19 protein-coding genes are annotated in these 25,329 nt (G+C 64.1%); 15 read left to right on the top strand and 4 right to left on the bottom strand.

Annotation, left to right across the window (positions count from 1 at the left end; genetic code table 11):
• The first annotated feature begins 62 nt into the window (after positions 1-62).
• The 7 genes from AC6I6X_RS11660 to AC6I6X_RS11630 all read left to right on the top strand — a co-directional run bounded on the left by AC6I6X_RS11660 (position 63) and on the right by AC6I6X_RS11630 (position 9,964).
• On the top strand, positions 63-1,859 hold the full coding sequence (locus tag AC6I6X_RS11660) for an ABC transporter substrate-binding protein (protein WP_497930684.1): 1,797 nt from the start codon (positions 63-65) through the stop codon (positions 1,857-1,859).
• Positions 1,860-1,925: 66 nt separating this feature from the next.
• Positions 1,926-2,951 (top strand): ABC transporter permease, encoded by a 1,026-nt coding sequence (locus AC6I6X_RS11655; RefSeq protein ID WP_497930683.1) that lies wholly within the window; start codon positions 1,926-1,928, stop codon positions 2,949-2,951.
• Positions 2,951-3,991, top strand: a complete 1,041-nt coding sequence (locus AC6I6X_RS11650) for an ABC transporter permease (RefSeq protein WP_497930682.1) — start codon at positions 2,951-2,953, stop codon at positions 3,989-3,991. Before AC6I6X_RS11655 ends, AC6I6X_RS11650 begins: the two co-directional genes overlap by 1 nt.
• Positions 3,988-5,046, top strand: a complete 1,059-nt coding sequence (locus tag AC6I6X_RS11645; protein ID WP_497930681.1) for an ABC transporter ATP-binding protein — start codon at positions 3,988-3,990, stop codon at positions 5,044-5,046. Before AC6I6X_RS11650 ends, AC6I6X_RS11645 begins: the two co-directional genes overlap by 4 nt.
• The gene (locus AC6I6X_RS11640; RefSeq protein ID WP_497930680.1) at positions 5,043-6,128 is read left to right on the top strand and encodes an ABC transporter ATP-binding protein; all 1,086 of its coding nucleotides are present in this window, start codon (positions 5,043-5,045) and stop codon (positions 6,126-6,128) included. The genes AC6I6X_RS11645 and AC6I6X_RS11640 overlap by 4 nt, the downstream gene beginning before the upstream one ends.
• Before the next feature lie 360 nt (positions 6,129-6,488).
• Positions 6,489-9,710 carry a glycosyl hydrolase gene (locus AC6I6X_RS11635; protein WP_497930679.1) on the top strand — a complete coding sequence of 1,074 codons (3,222 nt, stop codon included), beginning with the start codon at positions 6,489-6,491 and terminating at the stop codon, positions 9,708-9,710.
• The gene (locus AC6I6X_RS11630) at positions 9,707-9,964 is read left to right on the top strand and encodes a hypothetical protein (protein ID WP_497930678.1); all 258 of its coding nucleotides are present in this window, start codon (positions 9,707-9,709) and stop codon (positions 9,962-9,964) included. The genes AC6I6X_RS11635 and AC6I6X_RS11630 overlap by 4 nt, the downstream gene beginning before the upstream one ends.
• Before the next feature lie 46 nt (positions 9,965-10,010).
• On the opposite strand, the gene AC6I6X_RS11625 is transcribed toward AC6I6X_RS11630, so the two are convergent.
• From AC6I6X_RS11625 to AC6I6X_RS11615, 3 genes are all read right to left on the bottom strand, one after another.
• Positions 10,011-10,250 (bottom strand): hypothetical protein, encoded by a 240-nt coding sequence (locus AC6I6X_RS11625; protein ID WP_497930677.1) that lies wholly within the window; start codon positions 10,248-10,250, stop codon positions 10,011-10,013.
• Between the two features lie 98 nt (positions 10,251-10,348).
• Positions 10,349-11,491, bottom strand: a complete 1,143-nt coding sequence (locus AC6I6X_RS11620) for a TrmB family transcriptional regulator (protein ID WP_497930676.1) — start codon at positions 11,489-11,491, stop codon at positions 10,349-10,351.
• A 1,615-nt stretch (positions 11,492-13,106) separates the two neighbouring features.
• Positions 13,107-14,225: an ABC transporter ATP-binding protein gene (locus AC6I6X_RS11615; protein ID WP_497930675.1), complete on the bottom strand. Its 1,119-nt coding sequence runs from the start codon at positions 14,223-14,225 to the stop codon at positions 13,107-13,109.
• Positions 14,226-14,386: 161 nt separating this feature from the next.
• Between AC6I6X_RS11615 and AC6I6X_RS11610 the strand changes: the two genes are divergently transcribed.
• The 8 genes from AC6I6X_RS11610 (at position 14,387) to gfo6 (ending at position 24,410) form a co-directional block, all read left to right on the top strand.
• Complete coding sequence (locus tag AC6I6X_RS11610) at positions 14,387-15,688, top strand: ABC transporter substrate-binding protein (protein ID WP_497930674.1); 1,302 nt, start codon at positions 14,387-14,389, stop codon at positions 15,686-15,688.
• A 2-nt stretch (positions 15,689-15,690) separates the two neighbouring features.
• Positions 15,691-16,620 (top strand): carbohydrate ABC transporter permease, encoded by a 930-nt coding sequence (locus AC6I6X_RS11605; RefSeq protein WP_497930673.1) that lies wholly within the window; start codon positions 15,691-15,693, stop codon positions 16,618-16,620.
• Positions 16,617-17,480, top strand: a complete 864-nt coding sequence (locus tag AC6I6X_RS11600; RefSeq protein WP_497930672.1) for a carbohydrate ABC transporter permease — start codon at positions 16,617-16,619, stop codon at positions 17,478-17,480. Before AC6I6X_RS11605 ends, AC6I6X_RS11600 begins: the two co-directional genes overlap by 4 nt.
• A 1-nt stretch (position 17,481) precedes the next feature.
• Positions 17,482-18,108: a YesL family protein gene (locus tag AC6I6X_RS11595; protein ID WP_497930671.1), complete on the top strand. Its 627-nt coding sequence runs from the start codon at positions 17,482-17,484 to the stop codon at positions 18,106-18,108.
• 75 nt (positions 18,109-18,183) lie between these two features.
• Positions 18,184-20,922 (top strand): glycoside hydrolase family 2 protein, encoded by a 2,739-nt coding sequence (locus tag AC6I6X_RS11590; RefSeq protein ID WP_497930670.1) that lies wholly within the window; start codon positions 18,184-18,186, stop codon positions 20,920-20,922.
• Positions 20,923-20,964: 42 nt separating this feature from the next.
• On the top strand, positions 20,965-22,023 hold the full coding sequence (locus AC6I6X_RS11585; RefSeq protein ID WP_497930669.1) for a glycoside hydrolase 5 family protein: 1,059 nt from the start codon (positions 20,965-20,967) through the stop codon (positions 22,021-22,023).
• An 89-nt stretch (positions 22,024-22,112) separates the two neighbouring features.
• On the top strand, positions 22,113-23,261 hold the full coding sequence (dgoD, locus tag AC6I6X_RS11580; protein ID WP_497930668.1) for a galactonate dehydratase: 1,149 nt from the start codon (positions 22,113-22,115) through the stop codon (positions 23,259-23,261).
• Between the two features lie 42 nt (positions 23,262-23,303).
• Positions 23,304-24,410, top strand: coding sequence for a D-xylose 1-dehydrogenase Gfo6 (gene gfo6, locus AC6I6X_RS11575; RefSeq protein WP_497930667.1), 1,107 nt, complete (start codon positions 23,304-23,306; stop codon positions 24,408-24,410).
• A 65-nt stretch (positions 24,411-24,475) separates the two neighbouring features.
• Here gfo6 and AC6I6X_RS11570 read toward each other — a convergent pair whose 3' ends face one another.
• A complete protein-coding gene (locus AC6I6X_RS11570; RefSeq protein WP_497930665.1) occupies positions 24,476-25,282 on the bottom strand; it encodes an IclR family transcriptional regulator in 807 nt (268 codons plus the stop codon).
• Positions 25,283-25,329 lie beyond the last annotated feature (47 nt).

The following is a 25,329-nucleotide window of genomic DNA, read 5'->3' as shown; positions in this document are numbered from 1 at the left end:
TGATGAAATGTTATGATTTTCGAAAGTTATTTATTGCCCGATACGCAAGGTTGGGTAGCAACATGAGCAAAGAGAGTGGGCCACAGAGCACCGCAGAGACATCACGACGTCGACTCCTGCAGTTCACCGGTGTGGCCGGTGCGGCGGCGCTCGCCGGCTGTTTCGGCGGCGACAACAGCGACGGGCCGGCCACCGGGGAGATTACAGGCGACGAGCCGATGACCGAACGGACGTTCACCGCGCCGACGTCGGTTATCCCGGGCGACATGCAGTGGAACGACGCGAACGACAGCAATTACCCGGACCGTCCCGGCTTCGTGGTCTTCGACCGGCTGCTGTACTTCCGGGCGACGACGGGCGAATTCGTCGAAGGGGCACTCTCCGACTGGGCGGTCGGCGAGGAGACGGCGACGCTGACGCTCCAGGAGGGGGTGACCTGGCACAACGGCGAGGACGCCACGGCGGCGGACCTCGAGCGAAAGCTGCACATCTCTCTGTACGACAACCACCCGATGGGGAACTACACCTCGGTCGAGAACGTCGAGGCTGTCGACGACAGGTCCGTCGAGATCGGGCTCGAAGCCGACGTCTCCGAGCCCGTGTTCCTCAACTCGATTCGGGGGATGCAACTGGACAGGCCGGCCGAGCAGTACGAGGATATCCGCCAGGAGTTGGCGGATGATCCGGAGTCGTCGGCACTGACGGAGTTCGCGCCCGAAGAGCCGATCGGGACCGGCCCGTTCAAGTACGACAACGCGGGTGAACAGGAACTCGTCACCACGAAGTTCGAGGACTCCCACTGGGCCGACAACGTCAACTTCAGAGAGTACCGGTTCCAGTTCATCGACGGGAACGAGCAGGCCTGGCAGGCGATCCGCGGCGGCACGGTCGACGCGCTGCACAACATCTTCACCTCGCCGGACATCAAGGCGTCGTTCCCCGAGACTGTCGTCGAGATCCAGCAGCCAACCAACTGGGGGAAATCGATCGCGTTCGACCACGAACACGAGCACCTCGGGCAGCGCGAGGTCCGGCAGGCGATCGCTCACGCGATCGATCGGGCGGTCGTCGCGGAGAACTCCGCGGGCGGCGGCGACGCGAAGGCACCCGTGGAGGTCCCGACCGGCATCGCCGGGAACTTCGATGGGTCGGCTCAGGACTGGCTCGACGATCCGGACGACTTCGAGGATTACTCCGGGCAGAACACCGAGCGGGCCGCCGAACTGCTCGAGGAGGCCGGCTTCTCCCAGGAGGACGGTACCTGGGTCGACGAGGACGGCGAGACGCTCGAGTTCGAGTACAAGGTGCCCGCCGCCTGGAACGACTGGGTCGACGCGGCGATCACGATGAACCAGCACCTCCAGAACTTCGGCATCGAGACGAATCTCGTCACCCGTGACGACGGCGTCTACTTCGGAGAGGACCTCTACGGCGACACCGGCTTCGACGCGGCCGGGTTCTGGTTCTCGGACGGGTGGACGTATCCGTACCACTCCCTCAACTGGAGTCTCAACAGCTGGGACGCCCGGAACGTCTACAACTATCCCGAGTCGGTCGACGTTCCGCCGATCGGGGAGCCGGACGGCGAGACCGAGACGATCGAGTTCGGGCCCGAGTTCGAAGCGCTCGTCGGCATGGATCCCGACAGCGACGAAACCCGCCAGAAGATCAACGAGCTGGCGTGGGCGTTCAACTACGACCTTCCGCTGCTTCCACTCATGGAGAAGGTCGACCAGTGTTTCGTCTCCACCGAGAATTTCAAAATCGTCGACGGGTCGGACGCGGACGCGTCCGGCATCCAGTATCCGACGACGTTCCTCCCCCGAGTCGGGAAGCTCGTGGCCAGAGCCGAGGACTAGCGCGGATGAGTCCAACGACGCTTTCAACAATAGGACGAGCCATACACGACACCAGATAATAAATTCATGCAAAAATACTACGTTGAACGCACACTCCAGGCGATCGTCACGGTCGTGTCGGTGATGAGCCTCGCGTTCTTCCTGCTTCGGTTGATGCCGGGGAACCCTGCCGACGCCTACCGCGCCGAACTCATCCAGAACAATCCCGAGATGTCACAGGCCGTGATCGACCAGCGCGTCGAGCGCAAGCTCAACGTCCTCCCGTCCGACCCACTCCACGAACAGTACCTCACCTACGTGGGCGGGCTGCTCCGGGGCGACCTGGGCGAGTCGATCAACGAGGGCGTCCCGGTCTCGGAGATCATCGCGGGTGCGCTCCCCTGGACGATCTTCACGATGTCTATCGCGCTGTTGCTCTCGTTCACCATCGGCATCTCGCTCGGCGCCGCAATGGCGTACAAGGAGGGGAGCAGATTCGACTACGGGTCCTCCGTGCTCTCGATCCTGCTCAACTCGATCCCGAACTACATCGTCGGCATCCTACTCATCTGGTTCCTCGGCTACCGACTCGAACTGTTCCCTACCGGTGGCCGGTACTCGAACGACATGGAACCGGCGCTGTCGCCGCTGGAGCCAGTGGCGACGGCCGCGTTCCTCGGCGACGCGTTCTGGCACGCGTCGCTGTTGATCGCGTCGTTCACGATCGTCGCTGCCGGGGGCTGGGCGCTGGGCATGCGAGGGAACAGCATCCAGGTGCTCGGTGAGAACTACCTGCGGGTCGCGCGTCTCCGCGGGCTGTCCGAACGACGGATCGCGACGCGGTACGTCGGGCGGAACGCGGTACTCCCGCTGTACACGGCGCTCCTGATCGCGATCGGGTTCGCGCTCGGCGGGAGCGTCATCCTCGAACAGGTGTTTAGCTACCCCGGCGTGGGGTACTACATGATCGAGGCGCTCGAGGCCCGCGACTACCCGCTCATGATGGGCATCTTCCTCGTGATGACGGTCGCCGTGGTGATCGGCGTCTACATCGCCGACCTCACCTACGGGCTCATCGACCCCCGCGCCCAGGCTCGAGGAGGTGAGCACTGATGAGCGAACGAACGGAGTCGCTCGGCGCGCTCACCGACGGCGACGCGTTCGAGACCGTCGCCGACAATACGCTGAGCCGGAGAGAACGGTACCGGCGGCTGGTCGACCGCTGGGTCCTCGCCCCGGGGAGGATCGTCTGGAGCGACCTCCGCGCTCGCATCGGCGCGCTGATCCTCTTGCTGTACGTGGTCATGGGTCTGCTCGGGCCGAGACTCTACCCGGAACCGGCGGTCAACCAGGGGCCGAGATCGGTCGCGCCGCTCGCCGAAGGGTTGACCTACCCCCTGGGGACCGACAACCTCGGCCGCGACATCCTCGGCCAGATCGTCTGGGCGACGCCGTCGATGCTGCAGATGATCGTGGCTGGAGGCCTGTTCGTCACGGTCATGGGAGTGGCCGTGGGCACGACCGCGGGGTACGCTGGCGGGCGGACCGATCGGGGGATCTCGCTGATTACGGATATCGTGATGACGATCCCGGGGCTCCCGCTCATCGTCATCCTGGCTGCGATACTCGAACCGCAGAACCCGATCGTCATGGGGCTCATCTTGACGATCAACGTCTGGGCGGGCCTCGCCCGAGAGATCCGGTCGCAGGTCCTCTCTATCAGCCGCCACTCGTACGTCGAGGCGTCGAAAGCGATGGGGCTGTCCACGCCGTCGATTATGGTCAAAGACATCCTTCCCAACATCATGCCGTACGTGCTGATTACGTTCGTCAACGCAGCGAGACAGGTCATCTTCGCATCGGTCGGACTGTACTTCCTCGGGGTGTTGCCCTACGACAGCGTCGTCAACTGGGGCGTCATGATCGACCAGGCGGTCAGCGGCGGTGCGATGCACGTCACGTCGATGGCCCACTGGCTGCTCGCGCCGCTGGCGACGATCACGCTCCTGTCGTTCGGGCTGATCCTGTTCTCGCAGGGTACCGATCGGATGTTCAACCCGCGCGTTCGGGCCCGTCACTCCTCGACGACCGACTCCGGCGACGAGCCGACGGGCGACGGCGCGACGGCGACGACCGGAGGTGGTGTCCGATGAGCGGGCGCACCGATGCGCCCGCCGCTCCGGAGGCCGACGGCCGGTCCGATCCCGTCCTCAGCTGTCGGGACCTCTCCGTCGAGTTCCACATGGATCGCGGGACGTCGACGGTGCTCAACGGGATGGACATCGACATCGAGCGCAACGAGATCATCGGCATCGTCGGCGAATCCGGCTCCGGGAAGTCGATGTTCGCGTCCGCGCTGCTGGACGCCGTCGTCGAACCCGGCGTTACCTCGGGATCGATCCGCTACCGGCCGTCGGCGGGCGACCCGGTCGACGTTCTGGACCTCTCGACGGACCGGCTTCGCCAGCTCCGCTGGGAGGAGATTTCGATGGTGTTCCAGGGCGCCCTCTCGTCGTTCAACCCGACGCTGAAGCTCCGCGGCCACTTCGTGGAGACGCTCGACGCGCACGGGTACGACGTCGAGACGGGGATGGAACGCACGCGCGAACTCCTTGCGGACCTGTACCTCGATCCCGATCGGGTGCTCGATTCGTACCCGCACGAACTCTCCGGCGGGATGAAACAGCGCGCGCTGATCGCGCTGTCGCTCGTCCTCGAACCGGAGGTGCTCGTGATGGACGAGCCGACGGCGGCGCTGGACCTGCTGATGCAGCGATCGATCGTCAGCCTGCTCTCGGACCTCCGGGACAAGTACGACCTGACGATGGTGTTCATCACGCACGACCTCCCGCTCGTGACGAAACTCGCGGATCGGATCGGCGTCCTCTACGCGTTCGAACTCGCGGAGGTGGGCCGGACCGAGGAGGTCCTCCGGTCCCCGAAGCATCCGTACACCCGAGCGCTGCTGAACTCGACGCCCGATATCGAGTCGCCGCTCGAAGAGATGCGACCGATCGACGGATCGGCACCCGATCCCGTCGACGTCCCGCCGGGCTGTCCCTACCACGAGCGCTGTCCCCTCGCGACCGACGACTGCGCGACGGTCAAGCCCGAGCTGGAGGCGGCCACCGAGACCCACGACATCGCCTGTCACCACCGGGACCGGGTCGACGACGAAATCGACCTCACCACGGAGGTGGGCCGATGAACGTCGACGACCCCGTCGTCTCCCTGGAGAACGTCGAAGTCCACTTCGAGCAGGAGAGCGGGTTCAACCCGTTCGAGGACCCGGAGACGGTCCGGGCCGTCGACGGCGTCGACCTCGAGATCCCCGAGAACGACGTCGTCGCGATCGTCGGCGAGTCCGGTAGCGGCAAAACGACGATCGGCAAGACCGCGGTTGGGTTGCAAAAACCGACCGGCGGCTCCGTTACATTCCGTGGGCAGGATATCTGGGAGGCGAAACAGCGATTCTCGAATCCGTCGATCCCGTACGACGAGATCCGTCGGTCGCTCCAGATCATCCATCAGGACCCCGGCTCGTCGTTGAACCCCCACCGGACCGTCGAGGCGTCGCTCGCCGAACCGCTGAAGAACCACCAGCCCGACCTGGGGCCCGAGGACCGCGAGGCGCGGATCCTCGCGATGCTCGATCGCGTCGGCATGACGCCGCCACACGACTACGCCCGGCGGTATCCCCACCAGCTGTCCGGCGGGGAGAAACAGCGCGTCGCGCTGATTCGGGCGCTGCTGATGAACCCGGATCTCATCTTGGCCGACGAGGCCGTGAGCGCCCTCGACGTCTCGCTTCGCGTCGAGGTGATGGACCTGATGCTCGACCTGCAGGAGCAGTTCGACACGTCGTTCCTGTTCATCTCACACGACCTCTCGAACGCGCGCTATCTGGCCGAGCACGCCGACGGTCGACTCGGCGTGATGTACCTCGGCGAACTCGTCGAACTCGGGAAAGCCGAGGAGGTCCTCCGGAACCCACAGCACCCCTACACGAAGGTGCTGAAATGGGCGACGCCGTCGCTCAGCCCGGACGAGGATGCGGTGGAACCACCGGTTCGGGAGATCGATATCCCCGACCCGGTCGACCCGCCGTCCGGCTGCCGCTTCCACACGCGGTGTCCGTACGCGACGGAGTACTGTCGGGAGTCGACGCCCGACCGGCACTCGATCGGCGAGGGACCCCACCGCGCGTCCTGCTTCCGTCTCGACGAGGGCAGCGACTACTGGCGCAGCGATCCCCTGGAGGGCGTCAGTCTGGACGCGGACGAGCGGTAAGCGGCGACCGCTTTTTGCCGACTCGTCGGGTGCCGCCGTTCCGGGCGAGATGTCGAGCGATAGCTGTCCAGTCGTGGGCCGTCGGCGTCGACGGCGGCGACGACGGTTCCCGGGACCGCGCTCCCGACTGAACCCGCCGGGCCGATTTCCGCTGTCGACGTGGCCCCATACCCACGACCTCCGGCGCGGGATGGTCGCACGCCTCGATCACGCCACGTGTTGGCGACGAATCCGACATCCGTCACACAAAAATCAGCAGTTGATTGCGATAGTTTTATAAGAAAAAATATAGTCAATACGGGTGACTGCCGGTCAGTGACACGACACCAGTTGCCACGATCGCGCAGTCGTGAACACACAATGAGCGAGAAACGATCATTCCGGGCGAGCACGGACCGGACCGACGACGAGCGCACCCTTCCGGTATCGCGCAGAACACTGATGAAAGCGACCGCCGCCGGCGCTTTTCTCGGCGGGAGCGTCGCCAGCGGCGCTGCGGTCGACGACGGAGACATCGTCGACGTCGGGGGCGGGAGTTACACGACCACCATCCCGACGGGATACGACTACGACTCGCCACCGACGGCGGACACGATATACACCACGGAGAACGTCGAGCCGCCGTACCCGAGCAACGGCTGGGCGAGCGGACTCCACTTCGGATACGATCCGTACGCCGAGGAGGAGACTCCCTACAGCAACGGCGCGACCGTGGCGTATCCGTACTACGCCGTTCCGCGAGCGGAGGGGCTTCGCGTCCAGATACCGAGCACCTGGCAGGGCTGGCGCGATCCGTGGGACGACCAGGAGGACGAACCCGCGCCGGTCGAGGAGGCGGATTTCGTCCGCATGGATTACGCGGAGATCCCGCGGCTAGTCCTCGGCCACGACGCGGCCTCGACGTTCGACGACGCGCGGACCGACCACCACGGTGACTGGCACGTTCGTTCGCGGTGGGGAGACGGAACGAGCACCGCGATGGACGTGACGATGGCCCGCGGGTCGCCGTTCGTCTTCGCGGAGTACGAGGGCGGCGGGGCCGAACTCTCGCTGCTGGACGCGGCCGACGAACCGCTCGACAGCGCCAACGTCACGGTGTTCGCCGACGAGGGGAACGTGCTCGGCCTCACCGTCGAACCGACCGAGGCCGGCCACTCGACACAGCACTTCGGCGTGTTCGCGCCGGCCGACGCGGAGTGGTCGGGCGTCGGCGGCGACACCCTGACCTCCGATCTCGCGGGCGCGGGCTACCTGACGATCGCCGTGCTTCCGGACGGGACGACGGCCACGCTCGACGAGTTCGAAGCGTACGCCTACAACGTCGTGCGCGACACGATCGTCGACTGGGAATACGTCCAGACCGACGGGAACGGCGATCCCGTCTCGGAGGTCCACACGACGTACTCGTACTCGCTGGAGGCGAAACCCGAGAGCGAGACGAGCGGAACGCTCGCGGCGCTGCTCCCGACGCAGTGGAAGCACACGGACGAGTCGTTCACCTCACACACGTACTGGTCGCCGAAGGGGGAGCTGAAGGTGCTGGCCGGCTCGTCGTTTTCGACGACGTTGACCTATCCCGGCATCCTGCCCCACCTGCCGGACGTCGGCACGTACGACGGCGCCCAGCTCGACGACTACATCCAGACGCTGCACGACCAGTACGGGCCGTACACGTCCCAGGGGGTTCCCGAGTGTGCCTACTGGGCCAGCAAGGACCTGATGCGCAACTGCACCGCCTGCGGGGTGGCCGACGTTCGCGGGCGCACGGACGATCGGGACTACTTCCTCCAGGCGATCCGGGGGCGACTGTCGACGTACTTCGACGTCAGGACGAACAGCTGGACGGTCGACGGCGAAACCTTCTCGACCGAAGAGGGCGAGGAGCTGTTCTACTACCACGACGACGTCGGCGTCATCCAGTCCTATCCCGGCTGCGAGTTCGGCGGGGTCGACGCGCTGAACGATCACCACTTCCACTACGGATACTTCGTCTACGCCGCGGCCGAGATCGCCAGGCTCGACCCCGAGTGGGCTGGGGACGATGCCTTCGGGGAGATGGTCGAGTTGCTCATCCGCGACTACGCCAACTGGGAGCGTCCGGACCACTCGGCCGAGTTGGATCCAGCGACCGATCCGAAGAACGCCTTTCCGTTCCTGCGGACGTTCGAGCCGTACGCCGGCCACTCTTACGCGGCCGGGATCAACGGGAGCGCATGGGGGAACAACCAGGAGTCGTCCTCCGAGGCGGTCAACGCCTACGCCGCGATGATTCGCTGGGGCGAGTTCACCGGCAACGAGGAACTCCGGGACGCCGGCATCTTCCTCTACACCCACGAGATCACCGCCACGACCGAGTACTGGTTCGACCACGACGAGGACTCGTTCCCCGCGGGCTGGGGAGAGAACCTCGATCCCGACGAACTGGACACGGACGGCTCCGGGCCGTTCAAGTACTCGTCGATGGTCTGGGACGTCGGATTCTGGCGGACGGTCTACTGGGACACGTCCGATCCGATCGAGACGTTCGGCATCAACTGGCTGCCGATGGCCGGCCACACGCTCTATCTCGGACACGACCAGGACTACGCCGAGTCCAACTGGACTCGCCTGATCGAGGCTCGCGACGCGATCGCTCGCGGCCCCGGTGGCGACAGCAACTGGCCCGACGGCTGGCAACAGACGGCCTGGGGGTACCGGGCGATGACCGACTCCCAACATGCCGTCGACATGACCGAGAACGGCGTGCCGATCGAACCGGCGGGCAGTTCGACGCCGTTCGTCTATCACTTCGTCCACTGCCTGAACGAACTCGGTGCGCCCGATCCGTCGGTCGTCGCCGACACGCCGTTCTACCAGGTCTTCGACGACGGCACCGAGCGGAGCTACGTCGCCTACAACGCGGCCGACGCGACGAGAACCGTCTCGTTCTCCGACGGAACCTCGGTCGACGTCGCACCGCACTCGTTTGCAGTGGCCACCGGTGACGACAGCGGTGACGGCGACGAGGAACCAGCGGCGCCGACGAACCTCGAGTCGCCGTCGAACACCGATACGACCGTCGACCTCGAGTGGGACCACGACGGGGCGAACACCGCCCACTACAACGTGTACGTCGACGGATCGAAGGACGGCGAATCGACGGACACCGCCGAGACGGTGAGCGGGCTCGACCCCGACACCGGCTACGAGTTCTTCGTCACGGCGGAAGCCGACGACGGAGTCGAATCCGATCCGAGTACCACGATTGCGGTGACGACCGACGCGGACGACGGCGACGGCGGCGATTCGGCACCGAGCGTCGACCGGTTCGACGTCTCGGATACGAGCGCTGGCCAGTGGACGCGATTCGCCGTCGACTGGGCCGTCTCCGACCCGGACGGCGACCTGGATCTCGTCGAGATCGAGCTGATCGACGGAAACGGAGCGGTCGTGGATTCGACGTCCACCGGCGTGAGCGGCGACAGCGCCTCGGGATCCGACACCCTCCGCGAGCGGAACGGTGGCGGCGAGTACGACGTCACGCTCACGGTCGTCGACGAGGCTGGAAACAGCACCACGGAGACGGTTGTTGCCACGGCGTGAGCATCGTTCCCGCACCGCGCTGGCACGTCGCCGTCCGGGATGCGCTCTCCGATCCGGCCGACGCGAGGGAGCAGTTCGCCGCCGACGGCGACGCGTCCGGTCCGGCGGTCGGCGACTCTCGGGCGCACACCGACCACTGGCTCGCCACAGTCCGCCAGGGGTCGACCGCCGTCCGATCGGCGAATCACGGACGGGCCGATAGACACCTTGGCGCGAGCGACGACGGAGTGGCGGAGCGTCACGGGTGCGACTGACACCGCCGTCCAGTTCGCTCGAGGTTGCCGCCGCGGGCACGAGCGATCAGGCGGTCCGTCGACGTTGCCGACAGCGGTACAGGACGTAGCCCGCGGCGAAAAAGCCCGCGCCGACGAGGGCGAAATCGGCGACGAGGACGGCTCTCGTTTCTGCGTCGTCGGGCTGTAGCCAGAGCGCGAGCATCAAAAGCACCAACAGGACGGCTTCGAACCCGAGCAGGAGTGCGACGGCGGAGCGGTACGCGCAGATCGTCTTCCAGAACCGATCCGAGTACGTGGCGCCCATCGATAGAGACCTCCGGGCGCTAGCACTTGGAGATACCGGTCGTCGCGACGGCGAACCGATCGCGTCGGCGGGCGATCGACCGCGAGAACCCGTCGGACTCAGTCGTCTTCCGACGCGCGCTCGATCGGCGGCACGTCAGCGGCGCTGGGGTCGACTTCGGCCGCGCTCGTCGGGTCTTCGAGCGCGATGTCCTCGAGGGTGATCCGAACCGCCTCGATGTCCTCGTAGACGGCGCCCCACCCGCCGACGCTGTACAGGTCGCCGTCCGCGGCGAGTTCCAGTTGCAAGAATCCGGCGAGTTCCTCGAACGACGGACGCCCGTCGGAGCGGTAGACGCCCGGGTACCAGATGTCGGTGACGACGCCGGTGATTGTACAGGGCTCGTTCGTCTCGACCCATGCCCCCTCGATCGTCACTGCGACGTTCGCGACGTCCGCCCACAGCGGCCCCACGTCGCGCACGAACTCCTCGAGGGTCATGTAGACGTACGGCGGCGCGGTGTCCTCGTAGACCGTCTCCCAGAGCGCCCAGACGCCCGTCTGGAAGTACCAGTGGAAGATAAACGAGAGGAGGTAGTCGTCGATCAGGACGCCGAACGGTCTGTTGGCCCAGTCGTTCGGTGTGAAGCACGTCTGCGTGCGATCCGCGATGAGCAGAAACGGCCCGGGGATCTGGCAGGCGCGGAGCTCTGACACCGTTTCGTCGAGGTCGATGGTCGCGAGCCTGTCCGCCACCTCGGTTCCGTACACGGCGACGTTCGTAATGACGCCGCGATCGCGGGCGTCGGCCAGGGCGCTCGTCAGGGATCGGAACTGGTCGACGTTCGCGGACAGTTCGATGAAGCTCTCGGCGTCCCGGATCAGGTCTCGTGCGCGGTCGATCACCGTCTCCTCGTGCTTGACGACGCTGACCTTGTGGTCGCTGACGGCCGGCTGCTCCCACCGGTCCTCGATCGAGTCCGCGGCCTCGTTCATCCGCTCGCCGCGGGTTCGCAGTTCCTGGAGGACGTCGATCGGCTCTTTGGGACGGGCGTGGAGTTTGTCCTGATCGTGCGTCTCGATGTAGTCCATCCGCTCGAGCGCGCGGAGGACGTCGTAAATCTGGGACACCGGAACGGAACACTGCTGTGCGACCTCCACGGCCGGCATCATCCCCTGCTCTAACAGCGTGATGTAGGCGTCGGCCTGGTAGGAGGTCAACCCCGCGTCCTCCAGCGCGTTCCGGAGTGGATCCCTGTCCATGCCCACACACGGCAGCACCGATTAATCAGTCTTTTGCAACGTCGGGGTGGCGATCGCCGTCGTCGCCGCCGGGGTGCATCCGCGTTCGCGTGAGTCTGTAGCGCTCGGCGTCGTGTCGGGCTCGCCGGCTCCGGCTTCTGTCGCCCCTCGGGGGCCGCCAGCCCCCGGCGTCGGAGACCGACGTATACGATATGTTACCGCTTCTATTTTCACTTCGCACGTTCCGGAAACAGCAAAGTGCGTTAGCCATAACGTGACAGAATTAAATTATATATGGGAAGAACAGACAGAATACTGTTACATCGACGCCGGCGACTACGTCCCCGACGCCGGCTGCTGCCAGTCGCCGTATTCGCCCCGCTTGGAGCGAGTTCCTGCTGACTCTGAACTCGACGCCCCGTTCGGGGCAGTTTCCTCGGCCGGGTGTCGTCTCGTGCGGAGCCCCTTCCGTTCAGTTCGCCCCCGTCGAGTAGCTTTGTGACGCACTGCGTCGCTGTCGGGTGCCCGGGAGGCGCACGCGCTATATTATGAACTATCTGCGTATGGTATACCGCGTACACCGTATCCGCGTTTCCTATTACGAAACACGTGTGTTTTCCCGGCCGGACTAGCCCTAACGCGTGTACGAGTCGAAACGCTGTGCGCCACTTCGGCGCGAATTCTCGGTGCACAGTATTTGCCGGTCGGATCGCTTTCCCCAGGAGGGATCTACTTCAGCGCTCGCGTTGTGCGGTTCGGGTTTGTAGGCGGCGTGTCCGGAGCGACTGCGAACTCGGTTCACCGAGACGATATTCGCCCTTCCGCAGGCCGCCAGTTCTCATGTGCATGCCTGTACCCGATGGTGGACCCACCGGTCCTGGGGCGGAGCACGAACCGTGTCTTACATCTGTACTAGTGTAAATCGCTCTGGGGCTGGTGCCCGCCGCTCGCTCGATCCCGCAGTCCGTTACCGCGACGGTGCGCCGTCAGTGACACGAGTTCCACCCGTCGGAAACCGCGTCCGTGAACCAGAGCGCTCGTTCCGGGAGAACGGCGACCCGCTGCGTTGCCCCGGTGTACGCGACGTCTGGTCCATCGTTTCTCATTCAGAAACGCGATCCTCGTTTTCGATCGATCGGCCGGCACGAACGCTTGGTAGGTGTTCACACATCACTCATAGGGTTTCGGTCCCGGCCGCGACGCGACAGAGCGACTTGACCGGTACCGAAGTTTTCTCACTGGGAAACGTCGGCCTCGCGTCGGGACCCGGCCGATCGACCGATATCTGTGCGTCCCGTCACCGCGCAACGCGTCGTCGCGTCGATAGTGCCGTGGGACGCCCGTGTGTGGTCGTACCACACCGGGGGCCGCAAGATCGAGTTCGGGAACTGGGACGACCCTCTCGAACGAGAAGACCGTGCGGTCGACGCGAGTCAAACGCGCGGTTTCCCAATAAGAAACGAGCGAGCGTGGCCGATCGGGTCACGTGACGTGGACGAAATCGAACCAGTTGGTCCCTGCGTCGTTCTCGGTGCTTGTGACGTGGATGGGGAGCCAGCACGCCTATTGATAGCAAAACCACCCAATCGGGGATCGTGTTACGAGCGACGAAACTACGCGCGTTAGATGCCTGAAATCATTGCCCGACTTTCGGAGCGGGTGTAGACGAGCTGGATGCGATATTGGTGGCCGTTTCCTTGTCGAACAGGTGGATGTTTGATTCGTCGAACGTCATCCGGACCGGCTTCGTCGTGTCCGGTTTCACGTCCGCTGGGACGCGCACTGTACAGTCTTGCTCACCGATTCGAACGTAGAGATAGTTGTCGCTACCGATGGGTTCGATAACGTCGACCGTTGCCTGGATCGATCGTGGCTGTCGGTCGGTCGTCAACGAGATGTGTTCCGGGCGGATTCCGAGGACGAGGTCCGAGCCGGTCGCACCAGCGGCTGCTGCCGACGCAGTCTCCGACGATATCGGATAATCGAACGTCTCACCGCGCAAGCAGTCGTCCTCGAGTGTGACGTCGAAAAAGTTCATCGCGGGACTGCCGATGAAATCGGCGACGAAGAGGTTCGCTGGTTCGTTGTAAATGGTCTCGGGCGAGCCAACTTGCTGGAGGGTGCCTTCCGCGACGATTACGATCCGATCGGACATGGTCATCGCCTCCTCCTGGTCGTGCGTCACGTAGACGGTTGTCGTCTCGAGGTCGTCGTGGATGCGCTGTAGCTCCGTCCGCATGTGCGTTTTGAGTTTTGCGTCGAGATTCGAGAGCGGTTCGTCCATGAGGAACACCTCGGGTTTACGGACGATCGCGCGACCGGTCGCGACGCGTTGTTGTTGCCCACCGGAGAGATTGGCGGGACGTTTTTCGAGATGGTCTTCGATCTCGAGCATTCGAGCGGTGCTCTCGATTCGATCCTCGATTTCGTCCTCCGGGAGATCAGTCGTCAGGCGCAGCCCGTACGACATGTTCTCCCGGACGGTCATGTGGGGGTACAGCGCGTAATTCTGGAAGACCATCGCGATACCCCGGTCCTGTGGGGCGACGTCGTTGATCACTCGATCGCCGATCGCAATCTCCCCGTCGGAGATGTCTTCGAGCCCGGCGATCATCCGAAGGATCGTCGATTTTCCGGACCCGGACGGCCCGAGAACCGATACGAACTCCCCGTCGTTGATTTCGAGATTGACGTCTTCGACGGCCGTGATCTCACCGTACTGTTTTTGCACGTTGCTGAATGTGACTGTGCTCATGGTCGGCTACCAGCGTATTTCGTGATCTACTATTTAGATTTTTCCACGGATCGCCAGCGTACTGTCGTTAGATCTCTGACAGAGTGTCGAACGGCTGTGGCCAACGCTCTCGTGACGTCCAACAACAACAATTATATACACCTGCCAGAAATTGTGTGGTGATGGTTCGCAAGCAGAGGCGCACACAGGGGACGGATAGACGCAGGTTTCTCAAATCGATCGCAGCGACGGGTACCGTCGCCGGCTTCGCCGGCTGTTTCGGCGATTCCGGTGAAGATGCGCTCGGTGATGCATCGACGGTCGAGTTCTGGACGTTGTTCGCCGGTGGTGACGGCAACGCGATGGAATCCATCGTCGACGATTTCAACGACGAACACGACGACATTCAAGTGAGCAGGGAGCGACAACCGTTCGACGAGTACTACGACTCGCTGTTCACGTCGATGACCGGCGGTAGCCCGCCGGATCTGGCAGTGTTTCACACGAACGAACTCCAGCGCTTTGTCGATACGCTGACTCCGCTCGACGAGCACATCGAATCGGGAACGGAGGACGCGTATCTCGAGTCGATTTGGAACGAGACCGAGTTCGGGGGGTCCCACGTCGCGCTCCCCCTCGACACGCACCCGAACGCGCTGTATTACAACAAGGACATCTTCGAGGCGGCCGGACTCGACCCCGAGTCGCCGCCGACGAACTTCGAAGAACTCCAGCAGGCGGCCGACGAGATCACGGCGAATACGGACGCACAGGCGTTCAATCCGGAGCCGTACGGACGGTTTTACACCCGACAGTTCGTCGCCTGGTTGGCGTCGGTCGGCTCTGACTTCCTGAACGAGGACGCAACGGCGGCGGCGTTCGACAACGACGAGGCGCTCGAACTCGTCGAGTTCTACTCGAACATCACGGACGAGTTCGGATGGGACGACGCGGATGCCTCGGACGACCGTGGCAATCGAGCGTTCCGTGCGGGAGACCTGGCGATGACGATCGACGGGACCTGGTTCTACGGTGTCCTGCGAGACGCAGAGTACGACTGGGGGATCGCCAAGCCGTTCGTCGCACCGGGTGCAACTGAACAGTACACCTGGGCGAACAGTCACGCCCTCGCCGTCCCGGCGAACGACAGCCGAAGCGACGAAGCGACTGAGGCGGCAGTGTACGCCGCCGAATGGATCACCCAGAACTCGACGGACTGGGGGACGATCGCCGGGCACATGCCTGCCAGTACCGACGTGCTCGATTCCGGGACGCTCCAGGATGCGGACGTCTGGGACGCAACGCTCAGTACGTTCTTCGAGATGGCCGACAATGACCGGCTCATGTACCTGCCGAGCACCGACAACAACGAGAACTACGTCCGTCCGGTCGACCAGACGATGGCTCAGGTGTACTCCCAGCAACTCGAGCCTGCGGATGCGCTCGACGAGATGGTCAGCACGATCAACGACAACCTCTCATAAGTATGGCGACAAAAGACGAATCAGCGTCGCGTTTTGACGCGGTGAGATCGATCGATCTCTCGGATTCCGAGACGAGAGCCGGGTTGCTGTTTGCAACACCGTATCTCGTTATCTTCAGTATCTTCCTGCTGTATCCGCTCGTTCTCGGCTTCTATATGAGCCTGTTCGAGTGGAACGTGTTCGCGCCGACCGAGTCGGAGTTCATCGGTCTCGAAAACTACGTCCGAATGGTCCAGGATCCGGTGTTCTGGAGCGCGTTCCGCGCAACGGTGTACTTCGTCGCACTCACCGTGCCGACGCTCGTGGTGTTCGGGCTTGCTCTCGCCCTCGGCGTGAATCGCAATATCAAGGGAAAGCGACTCCTCAGAACCGTCTATTTCAGTCCGTACGTGCTGACCGTGTCGGTCGTTTCGTTGATCTGGATGGAGATGTACGCCTCGGACTACGGGCCGATCAACCACTATCTCTCCTATCTCGTCGCCGACCCGCCGACGTGGCTCGATAGCTTCACGTGGGCGATGCCCGCCGTCGCGATCGCGACGGTCTGGTGGACCGTCGGGTTCAACTTCATTATCCTGCTGGCGGCCCGCCAGAGCGTCCCGGAGCGCCTGTACGAAGCAGCGCGTCTCGATGGCGCGAGTTCGTGGCGAGCGTTCAGGGATATCACGTTGCCCCAGATGCGTCCGGCGATTATGTTCGTCTCCGTCGTCCAGTTCATCTGGTCGTTCCAGGTGTTCGGCCAGGTATTCGTTATGACGGACGGTGGCCCCGGCAACTCGACGCAAACGATCATCATGTACCTCTATCGAGTCGCGTTCAGGCAGCAGGACTTCGGGTACGCCGCAGCGATCGGCTACTTCCTGTTTTTCGTCCTCGTTGGCGTCTCGCTGGCGAACTACTACTTCATCGGACGTGATGGTGATTCAGCATGAGCACACGAACCGTTCCACTGGTCGGTGATCGAACGAAAACAGGCGAAACCCTCAAACTGGCGGGGCTGTACGCGTTCCTCTACGGGATTGCGTTCCTGTTCCTCCTGCCGTACGCCTGGATGGTGTCGACCTCGCTGAAGACCGAGCAGCACGTGTTTTCACGGGTCCCACAGTGGATTCCGCCGGAGGTCACCGTCGAGTGGTACGTGGCCGTGTTGACCGGGGCCCCGATGATCCAGTGGTTCTTGAACACGTTTCTGATCGCCGGTGCAACGACGGTTATCGTCGTCGTTCTCAACTCGATGATCGCGTTCTCGCTGACGAAACTCGATTGGCCCGGCAAGCGAATCGTGTTCGGCGTGATCATTGCGAGTTTCATGGTCCCCGTGTTCGCGAATATGGTGCCACTGTTCCAGGTGATCGCACAATTCGGGCTGGTCAACAACCCGTTCGCGGTAATCCTGCCGTTCAGTGCGATGCCGATCGGGGTGTTCCTTCTGGTACAGTTCTTCAAGGACTTGCCGGACGAAATCATCGAAGCCGCGCGGTTAGACGGCTTTTCGACGTTCCAGATCTACTATCGCATCGTGTTACCGCTGATGAAGCCGGCGATCGCGGCCCTGTCACTGTACACGTTCGTTTATACGTGGAACCAGTTCCTCTGGCCGCTGATCGTCCTGCAACAGGAGGAAGCGTTCACCCTCCCCGTTGGGATCGTTGCGATGCAACCGACGCAAGTGTTCCAGCCGGGTGCCGAGATGGCTGGAACGTTGCTCGCGGTGTTGCCGCTGTTCATCGTCTTCCTGGTCCTGCAGGAGCACCTCGTGAACGCCGTGCAAGCACAGGGGACGGTGGGATAGCATGGCCGAGACGACTGCACTCGAACGCACCGTTCGGTTCGTCTACCGGAACAGTAGTGCGCTCGTCGTCTGTAGCGTCTGCTGGACGCTCGCGTCGATACCGCTGGTGACGATCGGCCCCGCCACGGTGGGCCTCTACGCGGCCGTACTATCATTGCGTGAAACCGGTCGGATCGATCGATCCCGTGTCCGTCGTGCGGTGCGGACGAACGGCGTGCACGCGGGACTGCTGGGCGTGCTCCCACCGATGTTTCTCGCGATCGGCGTCCTGTACGGACTGACCGCGTCGGGGACGCTCGCGATGGTCGTTGCAGTCGTTGGACTCTACGTCGGCGCGTACATCGGGCTGACATTGATTCCGACGTTTATCGCGATGGCTCGCGGGGAACCGCCGGGCGAGGCGCTCAAACAGGGGTACTTCTGGGGGGCAACGAACCCGACCTACCTCGTCCACCTCGCCGTCGTCACGCTCGTCGTATTCGCAGCGACCGCCGCGTTGACGATCGGGTTCGTGTTGCTCTTTGCAGGGATCGCAGCCACGTATCACGTCGAACTCGTCTGTGACGACCTCGAGCCAGTACAGCCGACTGAATCATCGTTCTCGATTACCCTTGGCAACGTTTCCTGATCAAATCGGCAGACAGTTCGTTCACTATCACAATCGATCTGACGGACAGATATCGTACTAATACAGACATCGCAAATGACTATTCACCGATCACAACCGGAACAACACGCGACGTATCGATCTTCGACTACCCTCTCGGGACAGTGGACGTTCCGGTTCGACCCTGCCGATGCCGGGATTGCCGACGACTGGCACGCCTCCGCACACGAGTGGCCGGCCGACGACTGTCGCGCGGTCACAGTACCCCACGCGTGGCAGGAACTGGAGCGTGCACGCGACTATACCGGCGTGGCCTGGTACCGGCGATCGATCGAGGTCGACACCTCGAACTGGACGGGGACGACCGCGCTGATCCGCTTTGGCGCAGTCGACTACGAGACCACGCTGTGGGTCAACGGGATCGAATGCGGAACCAACCGCGGCGGCTACCTGCCGTTCGAGTTCGAGGTCACGGACGCGCTCGAACCCGGTTCGAACACGATCACCGTCCGCGTCGAAGACCCCGACGACATCAGCGAGATCCCCCACGGAAAACAGGGCGCACCCTGGTACCAGCGCGTCAGCGGAATCTGGCAGGACGTCACCCTCGAGGTCGTCCCCGAGACGCGAGTCGATCGGCTTCGCGCGACGCCGGACCTCGAAACGGACAGCGCGCGCATCGACCTCGACGTGATCGACGTCGACGACCCGGGGTCGGTCACGGCGACGGTTCGCGTCGCTCGAGACGGCGACGACGTGGCGTCAGCCGAGACCGCGATCGACGGCAACGGCTCGGGATCCGTCACGGTTTCGATCGACGATCCGGACTACTGGACGCCCGAGACGCCCGCGCTCTACGACGTGACCGTCGACCTGCTGCGGGACGGTCGCGTCGTCGATCGGTACGAGGACTACTTCGGGATGCGCTCGATCGACTCCCGAGACGGCCGGGTCTACCTGAACGGCGAACCCCGCTACGTACGCGGCGCGCTGGATCAGGGGTACTACCCGGAGACGCTGTATCGCCCCTTCGACGAGGACCTGTTCGAACACGAGATCCGGACCGCGAAGGAACTCGGATTCAACCTGCTTCGAAAGCACATCAAGCCCGCCCATCCGGACTTCCTCGAACTCGCCGATCGGCTGGGCATTCTCGTCTGGGAGGAGCCCGCCAATCCGACGGTCCACACGGACCGATCGAAACGGGAGGTCCGCGACCAGATCCACGGACTCATCGAGCGCGACTACAACCGTCCGAGCGTCGTCATCTGGAGCCTCTACAACGAGGAGTGGGGGATCGGGAACCCGCAGGGGCTCGACGAGGAGACCTCCCTCTGGGAAGACGAGTGGAAACAGGACTACCTCGCGCGCCTCTACGAAGAGGCCAAATCCTGGGATCCGACCCGACTCGTCTGCGACAACTCCGGCTGGGCACACGTGGCGACCGACATCAACGATTACCACCAGTACTTCGTCAGCCCGGACCGGGCGGACGCCTGGGCCGACAGCATCGACTGGATGACGTCCGAACCCTGGGAGAACTACGGGGCAACCGTCACCGATCCGGCGGCGGCGCCCCTGATCGTCTCCGAGTTCGGTACCTGGGGCATGTGCGATCTGCCGGCGATCGAGGAGTACTACAGCGAGACGCCGCCGTGGTTCGATTACGACTTCTTCGACGATCCGATCAAGCGGCCCGCCGGCGTCTACGATCGCTTCGAGGAAACCACGCTCCCGGAGGTGTTCGACGACTGGGCGGCGCTGGCCGAGACCTGGCAGCGCCGCGAGTTCCGCTCGAACAAGGACGTCATCGAGCAGATGCGCCTCCACGACGGCGTCGCCGGCTACGTGATGACGGAGTTTACGGACATCGAGTGGGAGTTCAACGGGGTCCTCGACTACCGACGAGAGCCGAAGGCCTTCCACGACGAGTTCGCTGCGGTGAACGCACCGATTTCGGTCGTCGCAGCCGTCGATCACGCCCACTGGGGCGGCGGGTCCGTCGCCGTCGACGTGACGCTCGTGAACGACACCGGCGAGACCGGACGGGCAGTCCTCGAGTACGAACTCGAGGGAGTCGAGGCAACGATCGAAACGCCCTCGCTCGAAGTGGAGTACGCGGCGTTCGAACCGACGACTCTCGTCGACGCAGCGATCATCTCGCTTCCGGACGTCGAGTCGGCGACGACCGCCGATCTCACGGTTACGGCCGAGACGGAAACGGGGACGGTGCGCACCACCGAACGGCTCACCGTCGTTCCGGGGTCGGTTTCGGCACGCGATCACGCTATCTACGTTCCCGAGCACGCTCACCACCTCGGCGCACGGCTGGCGGGCGCCCGATACACCCTCGTCGACGATCCGGGGGCGGCCGATCTGATCGTCACGACCGGAACCGATCCTGGGCTGCTGGAACACGTCGCCGATTCCGGGAGTTCGGTGTTGTTACTGCCGCCAGTCGAGGAGGGGGCGCCGCATACCGGGCTGTTCGAATACACCCCGCTTTCGGAGGGCGAGAGCTGGAACCTCGTCTCGTCGCTGTACGCTCACGATAGTCCGCTCCTCGACGGCCTCGGCAGCGATCATCGCCCGGACTGGGCGTTCGAGGGACTGTATCCGACCGCGGTCGCGTCGGATCTCGCCCCGGAGGACGCGGTTCACGTCGACTACGTCGAAGGCTGGATCGCGAACTGGGCGAGTCCGCTCGTCACTCGCGATCACGGCGACGGACGGGTGTGCTCTTGCACGTTCCGGCTCACGGACCAGTACGGAGAGCACCCGACGGCGACCGCGCTGCTCGACCGCCTCGTCGAGCACCTCGCAACCGGCCGCTGAATTCACGATCGACCCCAACACGACGCGACCTCACAACGACACATGCGCGAACGCAAATCGACTCAGTGGAGTACGAAAGCAGTGTGGGACTGGTACGACGAACAGGACTGGCCGGTCGGCTGTAACTACGTGCCGAGCACGGCGGTGAACCCGACCGAAATGTGGCAGGCGGCGACGTTCGATCCGGAGACGATCGATCGAGAGCTCGGCTGGGCCAGCTCGATCGGCATGAACTCGGTCCGGGTGTTCCTCCAGTATCTCGTCTGGGAGGACGATCCCGACAGGGTGGTCGATCGAATGGACGAGTTCCTCTCGATCGCCGACCGACACGGGATCTCGACGATGTTCGTGTTCTTCGACGACGTCGCCTTCTCGGGTGACGAGCCGTACCTCGGCCCGCAGGACGATCCGCTTCCGGATACGCACAACAGTCAGTGGACACCGAGCCCCGGCCACGACCGGGTCCGGAACCGGAGCTACTGGCCGGAGCTCGAACGGTACGTCCGCACGCTCGTCGAGGCCTTTGCGACGGACGATCGCATCATCTGCTGGGACCTCTACAACGAACCGGGCAACAGCGACATGTATCCCGACAGCATCCCGCTCGTCCGCGAGTCGTTCGCCTGGGCGCGCACGGCGGCGCCAGCACAGCCGGTGACCGTGGGTTGTAACTGGAATCCCGAGATGACCGAGTTGAACGAGGTCGCCAACGAACTGTCGGACGTGATCTCGTTCCACGATTACAACGCCCTCGAGATCACGCGCGACCGAGTCGACGAGTTGGCGGAACTCGGACGGCCACTGCTGTGTACCGAGTGGCTCGCCCGCTCGCGGGACAACTTCGTCGAGACGCACCTCCCGTACTTTCGGGAGCAGGGAATCGGCTGTTACACGTGGGGACTGGTCAACGGGAAGATACAGACGCACCTTCCGTGGCGCACGGCGCAGGTCTCGATCGCCGAGGCGACCGAGGAAGCGGATACGCCGGACGTGTGGTTCCACGACCTGTTCCACACCGACGGCACGCCTTACATCGAAGACGAGATCGAAACGTTCCGTGAACAGACACGCCGAGAGACAGCACGGCCGGCCGAAAAATGAGTCCCGTGAGAGACGGACGCGCGATCGATCGCGATCGACCGACACCAGAGAGAATCAATAGCTGACACGAACGGAGTGACAACGAGACAATGCACATCACAGACTACGAACTGTTCGAAGTACCGCCGCGCTGGCTCTTCCTCAAGGTGACGACGAGCGACGGCACCGTCGGCTGGGGCGAACCGGTCGTCGAGGGCCGCGCGAAGACCGTCAGGACGGCCGTCGAAGAACTGATGGATACCTATCTGCTCGGCGAGGATCCCTCGCGGATCGAAGACCACTGGCAGACGATGTATCGCGGCGGCTTCTATCGGGGCGGCCCGATCCTGATGAGCGCGATCGCGGGCATCGACCAGGCGCTCTGGGATCTCAAAGGGAAGACCCTGGGCGCACCGGTGTCCGAACTCCTCGGGGGGCGGGCCCGCGATCGCCTGCGGGTCTACCAGTGGATCGGCGGGGACGACCCGTCGGACGTCGCCGACGAGGCCCGCGCGAAGGTCGACGCCGGCTTCACCGCCCTCAAAATGAACGGGACGCCCGCGATCGAGCGGCTCGACTCGCCCGCCACGGTCGAGGCCGCGGCCGATCGGATGCGCGAGGTGCGCGAGGCCGTCGGCGACGAGGTCGACGTCGGCGTCGACTTCCACGGGCGCGTCTCGAAGCCGATGGCCAAGCGGTTGGTTGCGGCGTTGGAGCCGTACGACCCGTTTTTCATCGAAGAGCCGGTGCTCTCGGAACATCTGGACGACCTCGAAGCGATCGCGCAGCACACGACGACCCCTATCGCAACGGGCGAACGGCTGTACTCGCGCTGGGATTTCAAGTCGGTCCTCGAAGACGGCCACGTCGACCTCATCCAGCCCGACCTCTCCCACGCCGGCGGCATTACGGAGGTCAAGAAGATCGCGGCGATGGCCGAGGCCTACGACGTCGCGATGGCGCCCCACTGTCCGCTCGGCCCGATCGCGCTCGCCTCCTGCATCCAGGTCGACGCCTGCTCGCCCAACGCGATCATCCAGGAACAGAGCCTCGACATCCACTACAACGAGACGAGCGACGTCCTCGACTATCTCGCCGCCCCCTCGGTGTTCGAGTACCGCGACGGCTACGTCGACGTTCCCGACGGACCGGGACTGGGGATCGAGGTCGACGAGGCGCACGTTCGCGACCAGGCCGGCGAGGTCGACTGGCACAACCCCGTGTGGCGTCACGACGACGGCAGCGTCGCGGAGTGGTAACGTACCGGGCGGTATTATGATCCCCGACGAAAAACGCCACCTATGACGGACGCAACCGAACCGATCGCGGGGCTGGGACGGACGCTCGAGAGCTACGAGTACCGCGACTGGGAAACCGACCCCGACGGCACTGTCAGCGTCGCCCTGATCGGGATCGGCTGGTGGACTTCAGAGAGGGTGATTCCGGCCATGTCGGACCTCGAGCACTGCGAGGCGACTGTCGCCGTCAGCAGTTCGATCGAGAAGGCCCGGGGCGTCGTCGACGACGTCGAGAGCGTCGAGCGCGGCATCACGTACGCCGAGTTTCACGACGGCGAGGCCGCCGACGCCTACGACGCCGTCTACATCTGTACGCCGAACGCCTACCACCTCGAATACGCCGAGACGGCCGCCGATCTCGGGAAGGCGGTCCTCTGTGAGAAACCGATGGAGGCGACGGCCGAGCGCGCGGCAGCGATGGTCGACGCCTGTGAGGACGCCGACGTTCCCTTGCTCGTCGGCTACCGGCTGCAGACCGAACCGCTCGTCCGCCACGCCCGCGAGTTGATCCGGGCGGGGGCGATCGGCGAGCCGGTCTCCGCGATCGGGAACAACTCCCAGCTCCTGCTGGACATCTTCGACGATCCCACGCAGTGGCGCCTCGATCCCGACGCGACGGGGTACGGAACCTCCGTCATGGACCTCGGCATCTATCCGCTCAACACGGCCCGCTTCCTGCTCGACGCCGACCCCGTCTCGGTGCAGGCGACGATGGCCTCGAGCCACGACGCGTTCGACGAGGTCCCCGACGAGCGATCGGCCTTCACCGTCACGTTCGACGACGGGACGCTCCTGACGGCGACCGCAAGCCAGAACGCCCACGCCACGACGAGTCTGCGAATCGTCGGCACCGAGGGGCAACTCGTCTTCGAGCCGGCGTTTCACATGGAGACCGATCTGCGGATCGAATGCGGCGGGGATACGATTACGGTCGAAGCCGAGCAGGTCGACCAGATGGCCGAACTGTTCGCGTACTTCGCCGATCGGGTCCTCTCGGGGCAAGAGATCGGCCCCGACGGCCCGCACGGACTCGTCGACATGCGGACGATGCGGGCGATCTACGAGGCGGCCGAACGGGGGGAAGCGGTCTCCCTGGACCGGGCGACGTAACCGGTCGATCGACTCCCTCGAACGCGCTCGAACTCTATTGCTACCGAATCGAACGATTGCCGTCGTTACTGGCTCAGGAGCACGGTTTCGATCGACTTGCTCGCGTTGACGAGGATCCGTGCGATCTCCTCCTCGAGGCGTCTCCCGTAGAGACTCTCCTTCGACCCGCTGACCTCGAGCGCGGCGATCGCGTAATTGTCGGCGTTCCTGATTGGGACGGCGACGCTGTGGAGGTTCTGGTAGGGTTCGCCGTGGCCGACCACGTGGCGGTGGCCCATGAACGCACCCGCGTTGAACGACCCGGTCTGTTGGCTCTCCCGTTCGATGACCATCCGCTGGTTCCGGAGGGTCTGTAGCTCGGAGATGAGTTGCTCGGCTCCGTCGGTCACGTCCTGCTCGGCGAGCAGCGCCTCCAGTTCGCCGATCGGCCGGTACGAGAGGATCGCCTTTCCGCCGACGGAGATCGGCGCCGGAATCCGATCGCCCTCGTCGACGGGACCGGCGGGTCGGTCCCGTTCGCTCACCTGCGAGAGATAGACCGCGTCCCCGTTCTCCTCGACGACGAGCGAGACGGTCTCTCCGGTCCGTCGGGCCAGTCGGTTCAGTTCGGTCTGTGCGACCCGGAAAACGTCGCTTCGCGCTCGGACACCACGGCCGACCTGGTACCACCGCAACGAGAGCGAGTACGACGTCTCGTTTTTCGTGACGAACCCGAGGTGCTGGAGCGTATCGAGATACTTGTACACGGAACTCTTGGCGACGCCGGTCTCTCGCGCCAGTTCCGTCACGCCCATGCTCTCGTGGGCTCCCAGGGCCTCGACGATCTGGAAGCACTTGTAGATCGACTTGACGTGGTGGCTCGTCCCCGACATTCGCTAGCTACCACGTGGCGCGAGCATCAAATCTGTTTCTCATTGTG

It is taken from the genome of Halosolutus sp. YCN4 (genome assembly GCF_059736495.1).
The sequence above is the reverse complement of the archived record's forward strand: the minus strand, read 5'-3'. Positions and strand labels throughout refer to the sequence as shown.